Origin of the sequence: Inhella inkyongensis (assembly GCF_005952805.1) — a bacterium.
GTDB classification, from domain to species: Bacteria; Pseudomonadota; Gammaproteobacteria; order Burkholderiales; family Burkholderiaceae_C; genus Inhella; species Inhella inkyongensis.
On record NZ_CP040709.1, the window covers coordinates 1,896,314 to 1,915,347 of the forward strand.

At 65.7% G+C, this 19,034-nt stretch carries 9 protein-coding genes and 1 pseudogene; 5 read left to right on the forward strand and 5 right to left on the reverse strand.

Annotated features, from left to right (window positions below; translation table 11 throughout):
- Positions 1 to 8 precede the first annotated feature (8 nt).
- Complete coding sequence (gltA, locus tag FF090_RS09195) at positions 9 to 1,319, forward strand: citrate synthase (protein WP_138858339.1); 1,311 nt, start codon at positions 9 to 11, stop codon at positions 1,317 to 1,319.
- A 70-nt stretch (positions 1,320 to 1,389) separates the two neighbouring features.
- Here gltA and FF090_RS09200 read toward each other — a convergent pair whose 3' ends face one another.
- Entirely contained in the window at positions 1,390 to 5,157 is a 3,768-nt protein-coding gene (locus FF090_RS09200) for a PAS domain S-box protein (protein WP_138856438.1), read from the reverse strand.
- A gap of 153 nt (positions 5,158 to 5,310) precedes the next feature.
- Between FF090_RS09200 and FF090_RS09205 the strand changes: the two genes are divergently transcribed.
- From FF090_RS09205 to FF090_RS09215, 3 genes are read left to right on the forward strand one after another with little or no spacing between them, the layout of a single operon-like run.
- A complete protein-coding gene (locus FF090_RS09205) occupies positions 5,311 to 6,222 on the forward strand; it encodes a ribokinase (RefSeq protein ID WP_175423592.1) in 912 nt (303 codons plus the stop codon).
- Positions 6,219 to 7,175 carry a nucleoside hydrolase gene (locus FF090_RS09210; protein ID WP_138856440.1) on the forward strand — a complete coding sequence of 319 codons (957 nt, stop codon included), beginning with the start codon at positions 6,219 to 6,221 and terminating at the stop codon, positions 7,173 to 7,175. The genes FF090_RS09205 and FF090_RS09210 overlap by 4 nt, the downstream gene beginning before the upstream one ends.
- Positions 7,176 to 7,191: 16 nt before the next feature.
- A complete protein-coding gene (locus FF090_RS09215; protein WP_138856441.1) occupies positions 7,192 to 8,499 on the forward strand; it encodes a TRZ/ATZ family hydrolase in 1,308 nt (435 codons plus the stop codon).
- A gap of 23 nt (positions 8,500 to 8,522) precedes the next feature.
- On the opposite strand, the pseudogene FF090_RS09220 reads toward FF090_RS09215, so the two are convergent.
- Positions 8,523 to 9,688, reverse strand: a pseudogene (locus FF090_RS09220) (IS3 family transposase).
- A gap of 90 nt (positions 9,689 to 9,778) precedes the next feature.
- Positions 9,779 to 10,291, reverse strand: a complete 513-nt coding sequence (locus FF090_RS19165; protein WP_175423593.1) for a rhodanese-like domain-containing protein — start codon at positions 10,289 to 10,291, stop codon at positions 9,779 to 9,781.
- Between the two features lie 501 nt (positions 10,292 to 10,792).
- Here FF090_RS19165 and purL point away from each other — a divergent pair.
- Positions 10,793 to 14,779, forward strand: coding sequence for a phosphoribosylformylglycinamidine synthase (gene purL, locus FF090_RS09230; RefSeq protein WP_138856443.1), 3,987 nt, complete (start codon positions 10,793 to 10,795; stop codon positions 14,777 to 14,779).
- 5 nt (positions 14,780 to 14,784) lie between these two features.
- Here purL and FF090_RS09235 read toward each other — a convergent pair whose 3' ends face one another.
- Together FF090_RS09235 and FF090_RS09240 are read right to left on the reverse strand one after the other, a co-directional pair.
- Positions 14,785 to 17,862, reverse strand: a complete 3,078-nt coding sequence (locus FF090_RS09235) for a PAS domain S-box protein (protein WP_138856444.1) — start codon at positions 17,860 to 17,862, stop codon at positions 14,785 to 14,787.
- Between the two features lie 59 nt (positions 17,863 to 17,921).
- A complete protein-coding gene (locus FF090_RS09240) occupies positions 17,922 to 19,025 on the reverse strand; it encodes a S1C family serine protease (RefSeq protein ID WP_138856445.1) in 1,104 nt (367 codons plus the stop codon).
- Positions 19,026 to 19,034: the final 9 nt, after the last annotated feature.

A 19,034-nucleotide genomic window follows, 5' to 3' on the forward strand; every position in this document is an offset into this window, starting at 1 on the left:
ACCCCATGATGACCCCCTCCGACGTCAAGGCCACGCTGGCCTTCAGCGATGGCAGCCCCAGCATGGAGCTGCCGATCTACAAGGGCTCGATCGGCCCGGATGTGATCGACATCCGCAAGCTGTACGCGCAGACCGGCAAGTTCACTTACGACCCCGGTTTCCTGTCCACCGCCTCCTGCAACTCGACCATCACCTACATCGATGGCGACAAGGGCGAGCTGCTGTATCGCGGCTACCCCATCGAGCAGCTGGCCGTGAACTGCGACTACCTCGAGACCTGCTATCTGCTGCTGTACGGCGAGCTGCCCAATGCCACGCAGAAGGAAGAGTTCGAGTACCGCGTGATGCACCACACAATGGTCAACGAGCAGATGCAGTTCTTCCTGCGCGGCTTCCGTCGTGATGCGCACCCGATGGCCGTCATGACGGGCCTGGTGGGTGCGTTGTCGGCCTTCTATCACGACAGCACCGACATCAATAACCCCGAGCACCGCGAGATCGCGGCGATCCGTTTGATCGCCAAGATGCCCACGCTGGTGGCCATGGCCTACAAGTACACCGTCGGCCAGCCCTACATCTACCCGAAGAACGACCTCAGCTACGCCGGCAACTTCATGCGCATGATGTTTGCCACGCCCTGCGAGGACTACAAGCCCAACGACGTGCTGGTGCGCGCGATGGACCGCATCTTCACGCTGCACGCCGACCACGAGCAAAACGCCTCGACCTCGACCGTGCGCCTGTGCGGTAGCTCGGGCACCAACCCGTTTGCAGCCATCGCCGCCGGCGTGGCCTGCCTTTGGGGCCCGGCCCACGGCGGCGCCAACGAGGCCTGCCTGAACATGCTGGGCGACATCCAGAATCAGGGCGGTGTGGCCAAGATCGGCGAGTTCATCAAGCAGGTCAAGGACAAGAACAGCGGCGTCAAGCTGATGGGCTTTGGCCACCGGGTCTACAAGAACTACGACCCGCGCGCCAAGCTGATGCGCGAAACCTGCCACGAGGTGCTGGGCGAACTGGGTCTGCAGAACGACCCGATGTTCAAGCTGGCCATGGAGCTCGAGAAGATCGCGCTGGAAGACGAATACTTCGTCGCCCGCAAGCTCTACCCGAACGTGGACTTCTACTCGGGCATCGTGCAGCGCGCCATCGGCATCCCGGTGCCGCTGTTCACCGCCATCTTCGCGCTGGCGCGCACGGTGGGCTGGATTGCCCAGCTCAACGAGATGATCGGCGACCCCGAGTACAAGATCGGCCGTCCGCGTCAGCTCTTCGTGGGCGCCGGCTCGCGCAACGTGAAGCCCATCGCGCAGCGCTGAGCGACTCTGCCTGCAGCGCCGACCCGGCGCTGAGAGTCCTGAAAGGCCCTCGGAACCCCGAGGGCCCTTTTTATTTCTGAGCCGGTGTCCCCAGCCAGCGCAGCAGCAGGGCGTAGAGCTGATCGGGGTAGACGGGTTTGGAGATGAAGTCGGACATCCCGGCCTCCAAGCAGCGGGCGCGATCCTCTACGAAGGCGTTGGCGGTCATGGCCAGGATTGGCACCGCGCGTCCCTGGGCCAGGGCACGAATGCGTCGGGTGGCCTCGATTCCGTCCATCACTGGCATCTGCATGTCCATCAGGATCAAGTCGAAGTGCTCAGAGGTCGCACGCGCCAGGGCCTGAGCGCCGTCTTCCACGCTCTCGACCTGCAAGCCCACTTCGCTCAGCAGCATTTCGGTGATCTCGCAGTTGATGGGCTCGTCCTCGGCGAGCAACACGCGCGCCCCGGCATGCTGTTGGCGCAACAGGGCTTCGGCCTTCCCCATCGGTAGGGCGTCAGCCGGTGCGGAGTCGGTGTGGCGGCCCTTGGGGAGGCGGGCCGTGAACCAGAAGCAACTGCCCTGACCCGGCTGGCTGCTCGCGCCGGCACTGCCCCCCATCATTTCAGCCAGTTTGCGGGTGATGGCCAGGCCCAGCCCGGTGCCGCCGTACTTGCGCGTGGTGCTGTTGTCGGCTTGCTCGAATGCCGAAAAGAGTCGGGGCAGGACCGCCGGATCGATGCCAACCCCGCTGTCCTTGACCTCGAAGCGGAGTTGAACGGCGTCTTCTTCTTCGGCCTCGATGCGGACTTCGATTTGAACGCGACCTTGCTCGGTGAACTTGACGGCGTTGCTCACGTAATTGAGCAGGGCCTGTTGCAGTCGAGTGGGGTCACCTCGCAGCGGGTGGGACGTGGATTGGACCGTGCTTTCCAGGCGCAGGCCCTTGGCATGGGCGCGCTCCTGCACCATCGAGAGCACATTCCCCACGATGGCGCTGGGTTGGACCTGAATGTCTTCGAGTGAAAACTTGCCCGCTTCGATCTTGGAGAGCTCCAGGATGGCGTTGATGATGCCCAGCAAGTGCTCACTGGCGCCGACCAGCTTGGCCAGTTGCTCGGCCTGTTGGGGTGCCAGACCGCCGCGCCGGATCATGTGGGCCATGCCCATGATGGCGTTCAGGGGCGTGCGGATTTCGTGGCTCATATTGGCCAAGAACGCGCTCTTGGCCACATTGGCTGCATCGGCGGCCTCCTTGGCCACGCGCAGGTCAGCGGTGCGTTCGGCCACCACCGCCTCCAGATGGTGGCGGTGGCGCTCCAACTCCTGTTCGGCTCGCTTGATGGCGGTCACGTCCTCCTGCATCAGCACCACTTCGTTGATCGCCCCCTCCGAGTTGCGTGAGGCGTAGATGATGGTGCGCACCAGCAATTTGCCCCCCTGGCTGGCCACTTGCGGGGTGGCGGCGCGGTCGTACTCCATCGTCAGCGGCGCCACAGTCCGTCCCTCAAACGCGGAGTGGATGGCCGGCATGACGCCTTTGTCGATGAGTTGCTGGTCGGCCAGCATGTTGTAGTTGACCAAGGCATCCAGGGGAACGCCCCAGAGCCGCTCCCAAGCCTGATTGACATGGCGGACCGCGCCATCCGGTGCCACGATTTGGATGGCCATCGGCGACTGCTCGATCAGGGTGCGCAAGCGCAGCTCGGACTCCGCCAACTGGCGATCCATGGCGCGTCGCTCGCTGATGTCGCGCATCACGGCCATGACGTGCACCTCGCCCTCGGACGTGAGTACGACCTTGGTGGTGATTTCCACCGTTCGCCGTGCGCCGTCCTTGCGGGTGATGACCCATTCCTCATGATCCAAGTTGTCGCCCTGGCGCATGCGGTCCATGCGGGCGCGTGCCTTTTGTTGGATCTCAGGGTCTATATAGACCGTCTGATACCAACCCAGGCGGTTGATGTCTTCCATCGAGTAGCCGGTGAGTGCCTCCATCGCGGGGTTCCAGACCGAGAAGGCCACGAAAGGCTCGGCCGGCACGGCGTGACAAACCGCAATGCCGTCCACCATGGTGTGGATCAGCGAATGGTTGAAAGCCAGACTGGCGCGCAACTGGGACTCGGTATTGCGCTGCAGGCTGATGTCCTGCACGGTCCCCATGAGGTAATCAATTTCACCTTGCGGGGTGCGATGCGGGGTGCCGCGCAGCTCCACCCATTTCACGGTGGCGCTGCGCGCACCCCGCAGCGGAACCTGCACGCGAAAGGGCGTGCCGTGGGCTTGGGCCTGCTCCAGATGGCGGCGCACTGTGGCCTGAGCCTCGGGCAGATAACAGTCCAAACCTGCGGCCAAATCGGGCTGAAAGTCGCGCGGCATCTCCACGATGTCGTATACGCCGTCGGTCCACATCAGGCTGCCCGACCGCGGGTCGGCACGCCAGCCCCCCAGCTGACCCACGGTCTGGCTTTGTTGCCAGAAGAACTCGCGCTCGATGGCCTGATCCAGCAGGCGCCGACGTTCGCTCGATTCACGTTCCAGCTCGGCTTGCAGACGGCGAGCCTCGCTCACATCGCGGCTGACGCAGAACAAGGCGTACTGCCCATCCCACTGGCCGTGGGACACGCGTGTCTCCACCTCTATGCGTTCGCCCCGGGCCGTGCACAGGGGGATGTCGCAGCGGTCGCGCTCTCCGGCTGCCAGTTGCAGGAACAGGCTCTGGGCCTGCTCGGCCTGCTCGGGTGGATGGACGAACAGCACCGAGCGACCCTGCAGCTCCTGCTCGCTGTAGCCCAGGCGTTGGGTCACGGCCAGGTTGGCCCGCAGGATGAGGCCCTGTGCATCCACCACGAATAGAAAGTCGCCGATGCAGTCGAAAAAGCTGCGGAAATTGGCCTCGCTGGCGGCCAAGGCCAGCTGAGCAGTGTGGCGATCGGTGATGTTGCGGGCAAACCCGACCGTGCCCAGCAGCTCATTGCCCTGGCTGACGGCGGTTTGGTAGGTCTCGAACCATTGGGGGCCCTCCGGGGTGTCCAGGGCCTGCTCCCGGCTGATGGGATGCTGAGCCCGGAGTGCGGCCAAGTCTTCGCTGCGATGGCGTCGGGCAGTTTCTTCGGGCCAGACTTCGGCATCTCCCTTGCCCACCAGTTCCTGAGCCTCCTGCCGACCCGTGGCCTGCGCATAGGCGCGGTTGGTGGCCAGAAAACGCCCCTCCAGGTCTTTCATCCAGACGAGGAAGGGGAAGTTGTCCAGCGCCGCCTGTTGATAGCGCACTTGCTTTTGCAGCTGTTCGCGCGCGGCGTCCAGCGCCCGTTGGGCTTGTCGCTGCGCCTCGAGCTGCTGGGCCAGACTGAGCGAGTGGCTGCAGAGCACCTCCACCATGGAGAGAATGATGCGAATCAGAGCTTGACGTTCGGGTTCGGGCAGCCCGGTTGCGGGCGATTGAAGGCCCAGCACGCAGGCGGCCAACTCGCGGTCTTGGCCCAGGATGTGGGCGCTGAGCCAGCGCACCAGGTAGATCAGAACTTCCTTGCCCAGTTCGTCCGGCGGGCGCTTCCCACTTTGGTCGCTCAGGGCCTTGATGTCCTGTGCGAACGCGTGGTGCGAGGCTTCATGGGCCTGGTCAAAAGGCTGTTCGCCCTGGGCGGAGCGCCAGATGCGCTCTTCAGTATCGAAGTGTTCGAGCGCGTAGGCTTTCAGTTGGGCGAGGACCGCAGGCAGGTCCACGCGTCCCTGCTGATGAACATAGTCATCCGCCAATTGGTTGATCAGAGCGGCCAGGTGTTGATGCTGGCTGTCGATGTCTGGCAGACCCGTGTCAAAGGATGAATGCCAAGGGAACAGCGCAATCGAAGTCATTCGCGGCGGCCTCGCTGATCAGGGCGACCCATGGGGTTGCCTTTGCGTGATTCTGTAGCCCGTTCTGCTCTTGTGGCTATCGGCTCGGACCCTGTCCGCATTTCATTTGCGCTGGCGCAAATCGCCGCAGGCTGCACGCACAATTCGCGCCCTATGAAGCCTGCAATTCTTGTGCTGGGGAGCGTCAATCGCGATCTCATCGTCCATGCACCGCGCCTGCCGCAACCGGGTGAGACCTTGCGCGGGCAGCGCTTTGGCAGCTGTCTGGGGGGCAAGGGCGCCAATCAGGCGGTGGCGGCGGCGCGCCTGGGCGCGGCGGTGGCCCTGGCGGCCCGCATTGGCCAGCAAGAGAACGGCGCGGCCATGGTGGCGAGCCTGCGGGCCGAAGGCGTCGACGTCTCGGCCGTGCTGCAACCGGCCGATGAGACTCCGGGTGTGGCGCTGATTGTGGTGGGCGCCGAGGATGGCGAGAACCAGATCGTCACCGTGGCGGGCTCCAATGGCCGGGTCAGCGTGGAACAGGTGGATGCCCTGGAGCTGGACGGCGTTCAGTGGCTGGTGCTGCAGCAAGAGCTGCCGCTGCCCGTGATCGAGCGCGCACTGGAGCGGGCGCGTCAGAGCGGAGTGCGCAGCCTGCTCAATGCCGCACCGTTCCGCGAGGAGGGCAGGGCCCTGCTACCCCGAGTGGATGTGCTGGTTGTGAATGAAACCGAGGCCGAAGCCTTTTTGCGGGCACCGCTGGCGGATCCGATCCAGGCGGCACGGGCGTTGCGGGCCCTGGGGCCGCTGGCGGTGCTCCTGACCCTGGGATCCGAAGGGGCGGTCTGGGTGGATGGCCAGCAGCAATTGCGCGTATCCGCCCGCAAGGTTCAGGCGGTGGACACCGTGGGAGCCGGCGATACCTTGGTCGGGGCCTTGGTCACCGCGCTGAGCGAAGGTCAGTCCCTGGAGGTGGCGCTGCAGTTTTCGCAGGCCGCGGCGGCCTGGGCCGTGAGTCATCCCGGCGTGCAGGACGCCATGCCGCGCCGCGCTGAGTTGGATGCCTGGATGGAGCAGCACGCATGAAGCTTTGGTTTGACACCGACCCTGGGGTCGACGACGCCCTGGCGCTGGCCCTGATCCTTGCGCGGCCGGAGTTCGAGTTGCTGGGCCTGTCCACGGTGTTTGGCAATGTCAGCGTCGAAACCACCACGGCCAATGCCCTGCGGCTGCTGACCTTGCTGGGGCACCCAGACCTGCCTGTTCATGCGGGCGCAGAGGCGCCGCTGCAGGGCCGGCCCCGCTATGCCACCGAAGTGCATGGCAACGATGGCCTCGGCGGTTGTGCTGCCCTGTTGCCGCCCGCCGCCTGTGCTGCGCAGGCTGAGAGTGGGGTCGAGGCCCTGCTGCAAGCCAGTCGCATCCATGCCGGCGCGCTGCATCTGGTGGCGGTGGGGCCGCTGACCAATGTGGCCCTGGCCCTGCGTGCCGACCCCGAGTTGCCGCAGCGCCTGGCCAGCTTCACGGTGATGGGCGCGGCCTTCGGCCTGCATGGCTTCAGCGGCAATGTCACCGTATGCGCCGAGGCCAACATCTACAACGACGCTCTGGCGGCGTCCGAGGTCTTTGCCTGCCATTGGCCGGCGCTGCGGGTCATTGGCCTGGATGCGACCCAGCGCGTCGCCATGCCGCTCGAAGCCCTGGAGCCGCTGCGACAAGCCGGGCCGGCCGCGCGCTTGTTGTGGCAGGCCTTGCAGCCCTATGCCGGCTATTACGCCACCCGGGATGGTCGTGCCGCCCTGGTGGCGCACGACGCCACCGCCGTGGCCGCTTTGCTGGCGCCGCAGGCCTTTCACTGGCGGCGCGGGCCCATCCGTGTGGTGCAAGGCGGCTTGGCCCATGGCCAAACCGTGCAAGACTGGCAACGCTTGGGCCAAGGCGATCCGCAATGGGATGCGCTGCCCCACCATGAGGTGGCGATTGACGCCGACGATGAACTCTTGAGCCAGCTTTGCCTGCGCGCCTGGACCACCTACTAAGAACAAGGAGACCGCCATGAAGACCACCCTGTTGCTGCCGCGTTGGCTGCTGTCCATGAAGCCCGGTGAGGGCGTGCTCGAGGGCCAGGCCCTGTTGATCGAGGGCGAGCGCATCGCCGCCGTGGGCGCCCGCGCCGACCTGCTTAGCGCACATCCGCAGGCCGAACGCATCGAACTGGCCGAGCACGTACTGATGCCGGGCCTGATCAACAGCCACACCCACAGCGCCATGAGCCTGCTGCGCGGCGTGGCCGATGACCTGGGGCTGATGGACTGGCTGAACAACCACATCTGGCCGCTGGAAAAGCGCTGGGTCAGCCACGAATGGACGCGCTTGGGTTCGCTCTTCAGCGCCGCCGAGGCCCTGCGCGGTGGGGTGACGACGCTCAACGACATGTACTTCTTCCCCGAAGCCATGGCCGAAGCGGCGCTCCAGGCCGGTATTCGTGCGGCCGTGTCCATCAATGTGATCGACTTCCCCACCGGCTACGCCAGCGGGCCGGACGACTACATCGCCAAGGGCCTGGCCGCCTACCAGAAGTTCAAGGGCGAAAAGCTGCTGCAGTTCACCAGCAGCCCGCATGCGCCCTACACGGTCAGCGACGAGACCTTTGTGAAGCTGCGCGACATGGCCGAGCAGCACGATATGCGCATCCACTGCCACATCCACGAGACCCAGGACGAGGTGGACGGAGGCCTCAAACAGTTCGGCGTGCGGCCGCTGGAGCGCCTGGAAAAACTGGGTTTGATGAACGAACGCATGATCGCCGTGCACATGGTGCATCTGACCGACGACGAGATCGGGATGCTGGCCAAGAACCGGGTGCACATTGCCCACAACGCCAGCTCCAACCTGAAGCTGGCCAGCGGCATCGCCCGCGTGGCCGACCTGGATAAGGCGGGGGTCAATGTGGCCCTGGGTACCGATGGCGCGGCCAGCAACAACCGCCAAGACATGTTCGAAGAGATCCGCCAGGCTGCCCTGTTGGCCAAGGGCTCGACCGGCCAGCCCACAGTGTTGAATGCCCGCCGTGCGCTGGAGATGGCGACCCTGGGCGGCGCCAAGGCCCTGGGCCGCGAGCGCGACCTGGGTTCGCTGGAAGTGGGCAAGCTGGCCGATGTGATCGCGGTGGACCTCTCAGCCCCCGAGTGCCGCCCCGTCTATCACGCCGACGCCCAATTGGTCTATGTGGCCGCGCGCGAGCACGTGAGCGATGTGTGGGTGCAGGGCGAGCAGGTGCTCAAGGCCCGCCAGTTGACCCGCTTCGATCTGAGCGCCGTGGTGGCCCAGGTGGAAGACACGGTGGCGAAGATGAAGAATTGACCTACCCCCTCTTGCAATACCGGTTATTCAGAGAGAGTCCGGGGTTGCAGGGTAACTTCGTTGGGAGTTGGGTTTTGATGTGAGCCTGCTTTGCCAGCTTGCTGGCGATGCGGGCGCGCGAAGCGCCTTCGCGGCATGCGGCCAATACTCGAGTGGGGCCGCACTTCGTTGTAGTCCTGGACCCAGGCCCGGATCATCTCGCGGGCCTGAGGCAGGGTCTCAAACCAGTGCTCGTTCAGGCACTCGTCCCGGAACTTGCCGTTGAAGCTCTCGATGTACCCGTTCTGCATGGGGCGCTCTGGTTGGATCAGGATGTGCTGGATCTTGTGGCTCTCGCACCAATCCAAAAAAGCGTGATTGGTGAACTCCGGTCCGTTGTCGGTGCGGACCGCCGTGGGATAGCCGCGGAACTGGACCGCTTCGTCCAAGAGCCTGGTCACGTACGGGCCGCCAATGCCAAAGTCCACGGCCGTCTGCACGCACTCGTGGCTGAAGTCGCCCGCGACGGCCAGGCAATTGATGCCCCGTGCCTTGCACAGGCTGTCGGAGACGAAGTCCATGCACCAGACGGCGTTGATCTTGTTGACGGCGATCAACGGTGTGCGCTGGCCCAACGGGCGCTTGGCCTACTTGCGCTTGCGAACCGTCAGGTCGGCCGCCTTGAAGAGGCGGTAAACGCGCTTGTGGTTAACGCCAGGAAAGCCGGCGCGCAGCACGTCATGTACGCGCCGGTAGCCAAAGCGTCACCGCTCCAATGCGACGGTCTTGATCTGCTCGGTCAGTATCTGGTTTCCCGGGCTCACCTCAGGCGGGTGGCGAAAGGCGTCTCGGCTTAGCCCCACAAGACGGCAGGCACGGCGTTCGTTCAGTTGGTGTTCTTGCACCATGCGACGCGCCGCATCCCTGCGCACCTGCTGGGCTAGCGCTTTACGCCGAAGACTCCCTTGAGCGCACTGCTGTCCAGCATGGCCGCAGCCACCAGCTTTTTGAGCTTGGCGTTTTCGCCCTCGAGCAGGTGCACGGCCTCGCTGACCTGAAGGCCGCCGCATTTCGCGCACCACTTGTAAAAGGTGGCTTGACTGAAGCCTTCCTTGCGAGAGAGCTCGGAAACCGGCTCACCGGCCGTGGCGCGGTTCAAGAAACCAATGATCTGCTGCTCGCTGTACTTGCTCGTTCTCCTGTCCGGCATTCTCCAGATGGGACGGACTTCCCTCGCCCAGGCTGATACTGCAGCGAGAGGGTAGGTCAGTTTTGCGGATCTTACGTATCACATTGCGCGTCAGTAGAGATGTGCTCCAAGTGGCGTCTCAATGACTGGCAGTCCCGCTGCACGCCAAGACTGAATTCCACCCCGATACCAGAACACATTCTTGTAGCCAATTTTTGCCAGTCGCATGGCCGCATTCCATGACAGCCAGCAATCATGGTTGAGGCAGTATGTGACGACGGGTTTGTCCTTGGAAGGGGCCAATTGTTTCATTGCCGCAATGAGATTGCGCTCAATTTCGGGATTGACACTCTCCGCTTCCCACCCCGCACCAGATAGCCACACAGCTTCAGGCAGTGTTTGACGGCTGAGCGCTGCGTTTTGCAAAACATCTAATACTAGAGGCTTATTCCCACGGTTGCGGTACATCAATACCAAGTCTTTGGTGTTGATTGTCTTGGCGCCATTGGGCGCGTTGGTGGGGGTTGGTGCGTGAATATTGGTGCCGTTTCGAAGCTTGGGTTCGACCTTTAAGCCATGGTCAATTTCTTCATTGGCAAAGTGGGCTTCCAGCGGAGGAGCCAAGGATTTTAGTGCGTCCGCGCCTGTGCGCCTAGATCGCGCATAGTGGTCCCACACGTTTTGACCGTCGACCAACCAAATCCTGCAAAGGGTTCGATGGACGCTGAGGCAGCGGCTAGAGGCTGCCCGAACAGCTTCGCCTACGCTCGGCCTGCCTTGGCTTGCTTCGAAAGACTTCCCATCTGCGCTCACTGCGAAGGCCTTATGAGTGTTGGCTGGAACATACGACTGAAGATACCCCTGGATACCGGCTTGCGTGAAGCCGGGGGGGTAGCTCGGCTCTTTTGCCTCACAAGAGGATGCAGCTGAGGCCAGGGCGACCAGGGCGGTCAGAAGGAGGGGATAAACACTAGAGGTCATACGCCATCATCGCCCAAGCTGTGGCGATTCCATTTCGACTCTGTGAAAGGCGTCAGGTTAGGGGGCAACCCGTAGAATGCCGCATCCCCTCTATAGCGACCCGACCACACCCCGTGTGGCCGGGTCGTTTCACACGCGCATCCCATGTCCTCTTTCGAGCATCTGCACGGTTTTGAGGGCGGCAATGCCCTGTCGGCGTTCCGCACCCAGTCGCTGTTGGCCCAACTGCAAGCGGCGGTGCCGCGCATCCAGGGGGTGCAGGCGCACTTCCACCACTGGGTGGGCAGCAGCCATGCTCTCAGCAGCGAGCAGCTGAACCAGTTGGGCGCGCTGCTGCGCTATGGGCCCGACGCGCAGGCCCAGCCCAAGGGCACGGCCGCCGTGGTGGTGGTGACGCCGCGCCTGGGGACCGTCAGCCCCTGGGCCTCGAAGGCCACGGACATTGCGCACAACTGCGGGCTGCCCATCGCTCGCGTGGAGCGCGTCACCGTCTACCAACTGCTGCTGGACAAGCCACTCTTGGGCGCCGCCAAGCCGCTGAGCGAGGCCGAGTGGCTGGCCTGCGCGGCCTTGCTGCACGACCGCATGACCGAGTCGGTCCTCAAGAGCCTGGACGACGCCCGCCACCTGTTCGATGAGAAAGAGGCCGCGCCGCTGGAGCGCGTGGACGTGCTGGGGCAGGGCCGGGCGGCCCTGGAAGCCGCCAATCGCGATTGGGGCCTGGCGCTCTCGAGCGACGAGATCGAATACCTGCTGGACGCCTTCCAGAAACTGGGCCGCAACCCCAGCGACGTCGAGCTGATGATGTTCGCCCAGGCCAATAGCGAGCATTGCCGGCACAAGATCTTCAATGCCCAATTCGTGATCGATGGGCAGGCGCAGCCGCTCTCCATGTTCGGCATGATCCGCAACACCGAGAAGCTCAACCCCCAGGGCACGGTGATCGCCTATGCCGACAACGCGGCGGTGATGGAGGGCAGCGCCATCCAGCGCTGGCTGCCCGGCGCTGATGGCCGCTATGCCAAGCGGCCTGAGCAGGCCCAGGTGCTGATGAAGGTGGAGACCCACAACCACCCGACCGCCATCTCGCCCTTCTCGGGTGCGGCCACCGGGGCGGGTGGCGAGATTCGCGACGAAGGCGCCACCGGGCGCGGCGCACGGCCCAAGGCCGGTCTGACCGGCTTCACGGTCAGCCATCTGCGCCTGCCGAACCTGACCGAGGCCTGGGAGACGCCGGAAAGCAAGCCGGCTCACATCGCCAGTCCGTTGCAGATCATGATCGAGGGCCCGATCGGCGGTGCGGCCTTCAACAACGAGTTCGGCCGTCCCAATCTGCTCGGCTACTTCCGTGCCTACGAGCAGGCCGTGGCCGGCGTGCAGCGCGGCTATCACAAGCCCATCATGATCGCCGGCGGATTAGGTGCCATTCGCAGCGACTTGACCAAGAAGATCGAGTTCCCGGCCGGCACCCTGCTGATCCAGCTCGGGGGCCCGGGCATGCGCATCGGCATGGGTGGCGGCGCGGCCAGTTCGATGGCGGCCGGCGTCAACAGTGCCGAACTGGACTTTGACTCGGTGCAGCGCGGCAACCCCGAGATTCAGCGCCGCGCGCAGGAGGTCATCAACCGCTGCTGGCAGCTCGCAGAGGCCAACCCCATCCTGGCCATTCACGATGTGGGCGCGGGCGGCATCTCGAACGCCTTCCCCGAGTTGGTGAACGACGCCGGCAAGGGCGCCCGCTTTGATCTGCGCGCCGTGCCGCTGGAAGAGAGCGGCCTCGCGCCGAAGGAAATCTGGTGCAACGAGAGCCAGGAGCGTTATGTGCTGGCCATCGCGCCGGAGTCCCTGGCCCTGTTCCAGAGTTTTGCCGAGCGCGAGCGCTGCCCCTTCGCGGTGGTGGGCCGCGTGACGGATGAGAAGCAGCTCAGCTTGACGGACGCCGAGCACCCCGAGGCGACTCCCATCGACATGCCGATGGATGTGCTCTTGGGCAAGCCGCCCAAGATGACCCGCGACGTGACGCGCGTGAGCCGCGAGGCCGGCCGCTTCGAGGCCGATGGCATCGAGCTGGAGGCGGCCGCCCGCGCCGTGCTGCGCCACCCCACGGTAGCCAGCAAGCGTTTCCTGATCACCATCGGCGACCGCTCGGTGGGCGGCCTGACCCACCGCGACCAGATGGTGGGCCCCTGGCAGGTGCCGGTGGCTGATTGCGCCGTGACCCTGGCCGACTACGACGGCTTGGGCGGCGAAGCCATGGCCATGGGCGAGCGCAGCCCGCTGGCGGCGGTGGACGCCCCGGCCTCGGGCCGCATGGCGGTGGCGGAGGCCATCACCAATCTGTTGGCCGCGCCGATTGATCTGAAGCGCGTCAAGCTCAGTGCCAACTGGATGGCCGCCTGCGGCGAGGCCGGCGAAGACGCCGCGCTCTACGACACGGTCAAGGCCGTGGGCATGGAACTTTGCCCGGCGCTGGGCGTGGGCATTCCGGTGGGCAAGGATTCCTTGTCGATGCGCACCAAATGGAACGAAGGCGGGGACGGGCACCAGGTCACCGCTCCGGTCTCGTTGATCGTCACCGCCTTTGCCAGCCTGCCCACGGTGGCGGGCACGCTCACCCCCCAGCTGGTGAATGAGGCCGACTCGGTGCTCATCGCCATCGATCTCGGTCGGGGTCAGGGCCGCATGGGCGGCTCTATCCTGGCGCAGACCGCCCAGCAGTTCGGCGGCGCGGTTCCGGATCTGGACCAGCCGCAGCTGCTGGTGGCCCTGGTGGATGCCATCAATGCGGCGCGTGCGCAGGGCCTGGTGCAGGCCTATCACGACAAGAGCGACGGCGGCCTGTGGGCCGCGGCCTGCGAAATGGCCTTCGCCGGTCGCCTGGGCCTTTCGTTGAATGTGGACATGCTGGTCACCGCCGGCACCGGGGTGGACGACAGCCGCGCCGAGACGGGCGACGCCAAGAACTGGGCCAAGCAGGTGAGCGGCCTGCGCCACGAGCAGACCCTGCGTGCGCTGTTCAACGAAGAAATCGGCGCCCTGATCCAGGTGCGCGCGGCCGACCGTGACACCGTGATGGCCTTGCTGCGCCAGCACGGCCTCTCGGCCCATAGCCATGTGGTGGGCAAGCCCAGCCGCGACGGACAGATCAGCGTCTGGCGCGATGCCCAGTGCCTGTTCCAGCTGCCGCTGACCGAGGCCCTGCAGGAATGGGAGGCCGTGAGCCGCGAGATCGCCACGGCGCGCGACAACCCGGCCTGCGCCTCATCCGAGTTCGCGGTGGCGACCGACGCTGCGGCGCCGGGTCTGCACCTGGCTTTGAGCTTCGATCCGTCCGTGGACGTGGCCGCGCCCTATGCGCAGGCCGTCAAACCGCGTGTGGCCATCCTGCGCGAGCAGGGCGTGAACTCGCATCTGGAGATGGCCTACGCGATGGCGGCGGCCGGCTTCGAGGCGGTGGACGTGCACATGAGCGATCTGCAGGCCGGCCGCCACCACCTGAAGGACTTCCGCGGTTTCGTCGCCTGCGGCGGCTTCAGCTATGGCGACACCCTGGGCGCCGGCGAGGGCTGGGCGCGTTCCATCCTCTTCAACGCCGAGCTGAAGGCGCAGTTCGAGGCCTTCTTTGCCCGCCCCGACACCTTCGCGCTGGGTGTGTGCAATGGCTGCCAGATGCTGGCCGCCTTGGCCGCCATGATTCCGGGCGCCGAAGCCTGGCCGAAGTTCGTGCGCAATGCCTCCGAGCAGTTCGAGGCCCGCCTCGCAATGGTCGAAGTGCTGGATTCGCCTTCGATCTTCTTCAGCGGCATGGCCGGCAGCCGCCTGCCCATCGCCGTGGCCCACGGCGAGGGCAGGGCGGACTTCGGCTTCCAGGGCGATGCAGCCCGGGTGGCCAAGGCCATGCGCTATGTGGATGGCGCGGGCCAGCCCACCGAGGTGTATCCGCTCAACCCCAACGGCAGCGCGGGCGGCCTCACCGCAGTGACCACTCTGGACGGCCGCTTCACGGCGCTGATGCCCCACCCGGAGCGTGTGTTCCGTGCGGCGCAGATGAGCTGGCGTGGCGACCTGGCCCTGGACGCTGCCTCACCCTGGCTGCGCATGTTCCGCAACGCCCGCGTTTGGTGCCGTTGATCTGATCAGCTGGCGCGCATCGCGCCAGCGACCTCGCGCTGCTGCGGCGCCTCATAAGGCAGGCGGAACACAAAGGCCGTGCCCTCGCCGGGGCTGCTGCGCAGCTCGACATGGCCGCCCAGCACGCCGGTGGCGATGTTGTAGACGATGTTCAGGCCCAGGCCAGTGCCGCCCTGGCCCATCTTGGTGGTGAAGAAGGGGTCAAAGGCGCGGCGCCGCACCTCGTCGGACATGCCGGTGCCGTTGTCGCGCACGGTCAGTTCAAACCAGCCGGGCTCCAATTCGCGGCTCTGCAGGGTCAGGCAGGGTTCGCTTACGCCTTCAAAGGCATGCACATTGGCGTTCAGGATCAGATTGGTCAGCAACTGGCCGAAGGCGCCGGGGTAGCCGTCGATCTCTTGGGCCAGTTGCAGATCCAGATCCAGTCGCACCCGCGAGTTCTTCAGCTGCGGTCGCAGCACCGAGATCACGTCCTCGGCCACGCCGGCCAGGCTGAAGCGGCGCCGCTGTTCGCTGGTCTGGTCAACCGACACCTGCTTGAAGTGTGTGACCAGATCCACCGCGCTGCGCAGGCCGCGCAGCAGCAACTGCGTGCCCATGCCGGCCTCGCGCAGATAGGACTCCAGCGCGGAGCGCTTGAGCGCGTTCTGTTCGAACAGGCGCTGCGTCTCCTGGGTGCGTTCCTCCAGTGTGGAGGCGGCCGTCAGGCAGTTGCCAATCGGGGTGTTGAGCTCGTGCGCCACCCCGGCCACGAGTGAGCCCAGGGCCGCCATTTTTTCGGAGCGCAGCAATTCGTCCTGGGCCTGTTGCAGGGTGGTGAGGGCGTTTTGCAGCTCCGCGGTGCGGCCCGCTACCCGGGCTTCCAGCTGGGCGTTGAGCCCCTCCAGTTCGCGCCGCGCACGCACCTGGTCACTGACGTCCATACAGATCGCCAAATAGCCGATGGCTTGGCCTTCGCGGTCGCGCATCTCGTTGAATCGCAGCGCACCGTCCAGGCGTTCGCCCCCCTTGCGCACATAAATCCAGTGGCTCAAGGGGCCGCGTCCGTCGGGTCCCAGGGTCAGCCGGAACATCTCGTGGCGGCCCACTTTGCGTCCGAGCTCCTGACTCTTGAGTTCGGCCTGGCGGCGCAATTCGTCCGGGTCGTGCAGCATCAAGGCGTCGCGCCCCAGCACCTCGTGGGCGCGGTAGCCGAACAGGCGCTCCGCACCGCGATTGAAGAGCTCGATCTGTCCGCCCAAGCTCATCGCCACGATGCCGATGTCCTCGGCCGAGTCCAGCACGGTCTGTAGCTGGTTTTTCAGCGCCGCCGTCGCCTCCTGAGCGCGCAATTGCGCGCTCATGTCCAGCACCACCGCCAGATAGCCGACATGGCGCCCTTGGGTGTCGCGCAGTTCGGTAAAGGTGTGCGAGACCCGCAGCTGTTGCCCGTTGTCCCGCCGCACATAGGTCCAGACGCGGTGGTGCCCGCCATCCAGTCCCTCGGCCTGGCGCTGAAAGGTCTCGCTGCGTGTGGTGGGCCGGCCCAGGCGCTCGGCCAGGCGCTGGGCCTCCGCCTCCACTTCGCCTTGCAAATGAAAGGTGCGCGCCAATACGCCTTTGGCTTCGGCCGCGGTGCAACCCAGCAGCCGCTCCGCGCCGCGACTGAAGAGATCGACCCGCCCCTCCAGATCGACGGTGATGATGCCGACCTCCACCGCCGAATCCAGCACGGCCTGCAGGCGTTGAACCGCTTCGCGCACATGGGCGTGCGCTTGGGCCAACTCGTCACCCGAGTGGCGCAGGGCTTGCTCGGTTCGGCGGACGGCGCTGATGTCCCGGCCGGTGCCGCGATAGCCTTTGAAGCGCCCTTGCTCATCAAACACCGGGGAGCCCGAGACGCTGACGTAGATGGCCTCTCCCTGGGCGTTGCGGAAGGCGTACTCGAAGTCGCGGAAGGGCTCGCGGCGCGCCAGGGTGGCCCGGTGCTGGTCCCAGGCGGCGCCCGGCAGCAGGTTTTGGGTCTCCCAGCGGCGCTTGCCGATCAAAGGGGTGAGTTCCTGGGTCAGGCTGCCGCTGCCCATCGAGAGGTAGCTCAGCCGCAGCTCGGCGTCCTGCTCCCACAGCCAGTCGGAACTCAGATCGAGCAGCCCCTGCAGGCGGCCGCGGGCATCCTCGGCTTCGGCATGGGCCTGGCGGCGTTGGGAGACCTCGTGCGCCAACTCGTCGTTGCGCAGTTGCAGCAGGCGGCGGCGCTGCCCCAGGGCAAAGCTCAGGCCGGTTACGAGCAGGCAACCCAGGGCCGTGCCGAGGGTGGCCGGGTCCAGCCACAGCGGTGCCGGGGTCCAGCCGCCGCGCGGTTGCCCCTGCAGCAACCAGCGTGCGCCGGGCAGTTGGACTGTGAGCGCGACCGCCCGGGCCTGCAGGGTCTCGGGGCCGAACAAGCGCTCCGCTGGGCGGCCATCGGTCCCCAGCGTATGCAGCTGCAGGTCCAGGCTGTGGGTGGGCAGCCGGGACTCCGTCAGGAAGCGCTCAAGATCGGCGACCAGGGACACCGAGCCCCAATAGCGACGCGAACCCTGGTCGATCACGAAGACCGGATTGCGCTGAATCACGCCTTGGCCGCCCTGCACCAACTTCACCGGGCCAAAGATCAGCGGTTGGCCCAGCTCGCGAGTGCGCTCCAGTTGAGCCCATTGGACGGGCACCTTGCGGTAGTCCAGGCCCAGCACCCGTTCATTGCCGCTGAGCGGATGCACCAGTTGCACCACATCGCCTGGCGCCACCACCACATTGCGCAACTGCGGGCGCTCGCCGTGCATGGTGTCGAAATAGCGCGCAAAACGCTCAGCGCTGACCTCGCCATCCACCTGGGCCAAGACCACCAGGCCGGCAGAAAGGTGGAAGGTGTCGGCGATCAGCCGGTCCAAGCGGACGCGCGCTTCGCTCAGCTGCGCTTGAACCTGTTGTCGCTCTTGTTCACCCAGCTGGGTGCGCCGCAACTCGGTCAGCGCGGCCAACGTGCCCACACAGAGCAAGGCCACCAGCATGCTGGGCCAATGAAAGATCCAATGCTTGAGTGGTTCTCGCGTGCCCCTGAGCATGGCGGCACGCTAGCACGCGTGCCCCGCTTTTGAGCTCGGGGCTTGACCTATCCGAGGGCTTATTCGCCGGCCCGGACCACCACCTGCACCTGCCGTGTCTGGCCTTCGCGCCACAGGCTCAGGCGCACGCGGTCGCCGCCCTGGCGCTTTTCCAGCTCGTTGAGCATGTCGTCCAGATCGGCCACCGGCACATCGCCCACGGCGGTGATGACGTCGCCGGGTTCGACGCTGCGATCACGCCGCTGGCTGAAGGCCTTGAGCCCGGCGCGTGCTGCCGGCCCGTCGGGGTCGACACCGGCCAGGGCCACGCCCTTGGGCAGGCGCAGGGCCTGAGCCCAGCGTGGGTCGAGCGCGCTGATGCCCAGAGCCGGGCGCACGAAGCGGCCGTCGCGGATCAGACGCGGCACGATGCGGTTGACCTCATCTACGGGAATCGCGAAGCCGATGCCGGCGCTGGCCCCGCTGGGGCTGTAGATCGAGGTGTTGACACCGATCAGGCGCCCGGCCGAGTCCAGCAGCGGGCCGCCCGAATTGCCGGGGTTGATGGCGGCGTCGGTCTGGATGGCGCCGCGGATGCTGCGGCGGGTGACCGACTCGATCTCGCGATTCAGGGCCGAAACGATGCCCGTGGTCAGCGTGAAGTCCAGCCCAAAGGGGTTGCCAATGGCATAGACCTTTTGCCCCACCACCAACTCGCGGCTGCTGCCAATCGAGATCGCCGGCAGCTTGGAGGGCGGGGCCTTGATGCGCAGCACCGCCAAGTCGCGGTCGGCGAACTGCCCCACCAACTCGGCGTCAAACTCGCTGCCATCGTGCAGGGTGACCTTGGCCCGGGAGGCGCCTTGGATCACATGGAAGTTGGTGACGATGTGGCCGCCCTCGTCCCAGATGAAGCCCGAGCCCGTGCCGCGTGGCACTTCGCCCACCGGGCGGGAGAAAAAGTCGCGCTGCACCGCTGTGGTGGTGATGTGGACCACCGAGGGCGAGACGGTCTTGAAGACCTTGATGTGGTTGAGCTCGTCGGCCTCCAGCGCGCCGCGCGGGGTGATGGCCCGGGGCTGGGCCTCCGGCTTGGCCAGCGCCAAGCCAGGGCCCCAAAACCAGGCGGCGCTGCCCATCAGGCCCAGCGCCAGGGTGGTGATGGTGAGTTTCTTGAGCTTCATCTTTATTCA

Excerpts from the sequence above, each read along its gene's own strand:
- FF090_RS09235 (WP_138856444.1), bottom strand. The coding sequence starts at position 17,862 with ATGCTCAGGGGCACGCGAGAACCACTCAAGCATTGGATCTTTCATTGG.
- FF090_RS09210 (WP_138856440.1), top strand. The coding sequence starts at position 6,219 with ATGAAGCTTTGGTTTGACACCGACCCTGGGGTCGACGACGCCCTGGCG.
- purL (WP_138856443.1), top strand. The coding sequence starts at position 10,793 with ATGTCCTCTTTCGAGCATCTGCACGGTTTTGAGGGCGGCAATGCCCTG.
- FF090_RS09240 (WP_138856445.1), bottom strand. The coding sequence starts at position 19,025 with ATGAAGCTCAAGAAACTCACCATCACCACCCTGGCGCTGGGCCTGATG.
- FF090_RS09215 (WP_138856441.1), top strand. The coding sequence starts at position 7,192 with ATGAAGACCACCCTGTTGCTGCCGCGTTGGCTGCTGTCCATGAAGCCC.
- gltA (WP_138858339.1), top strand. The coding sequence starts at position 9 with ATGACCCCCTCCGACGTCAAGGCCACGCTGGCCTTCAGCGATGGCAGC.
- FF090_RS09205 (WP_175423592.1), top strand. The coding sequence starts at position 5,311 with ATGAAGCCTGCAATTCTTGTGCTGGGGAGCGTCAATCGCGATCTCATC.
- FF090_RS09200 (WP_138856438.1), bottom strand. The coding sequence starts at position 5,157 with ATGACTTCGATTGCGCTGTTCCCTTGGCATTCATCCTTTGACACGGGT.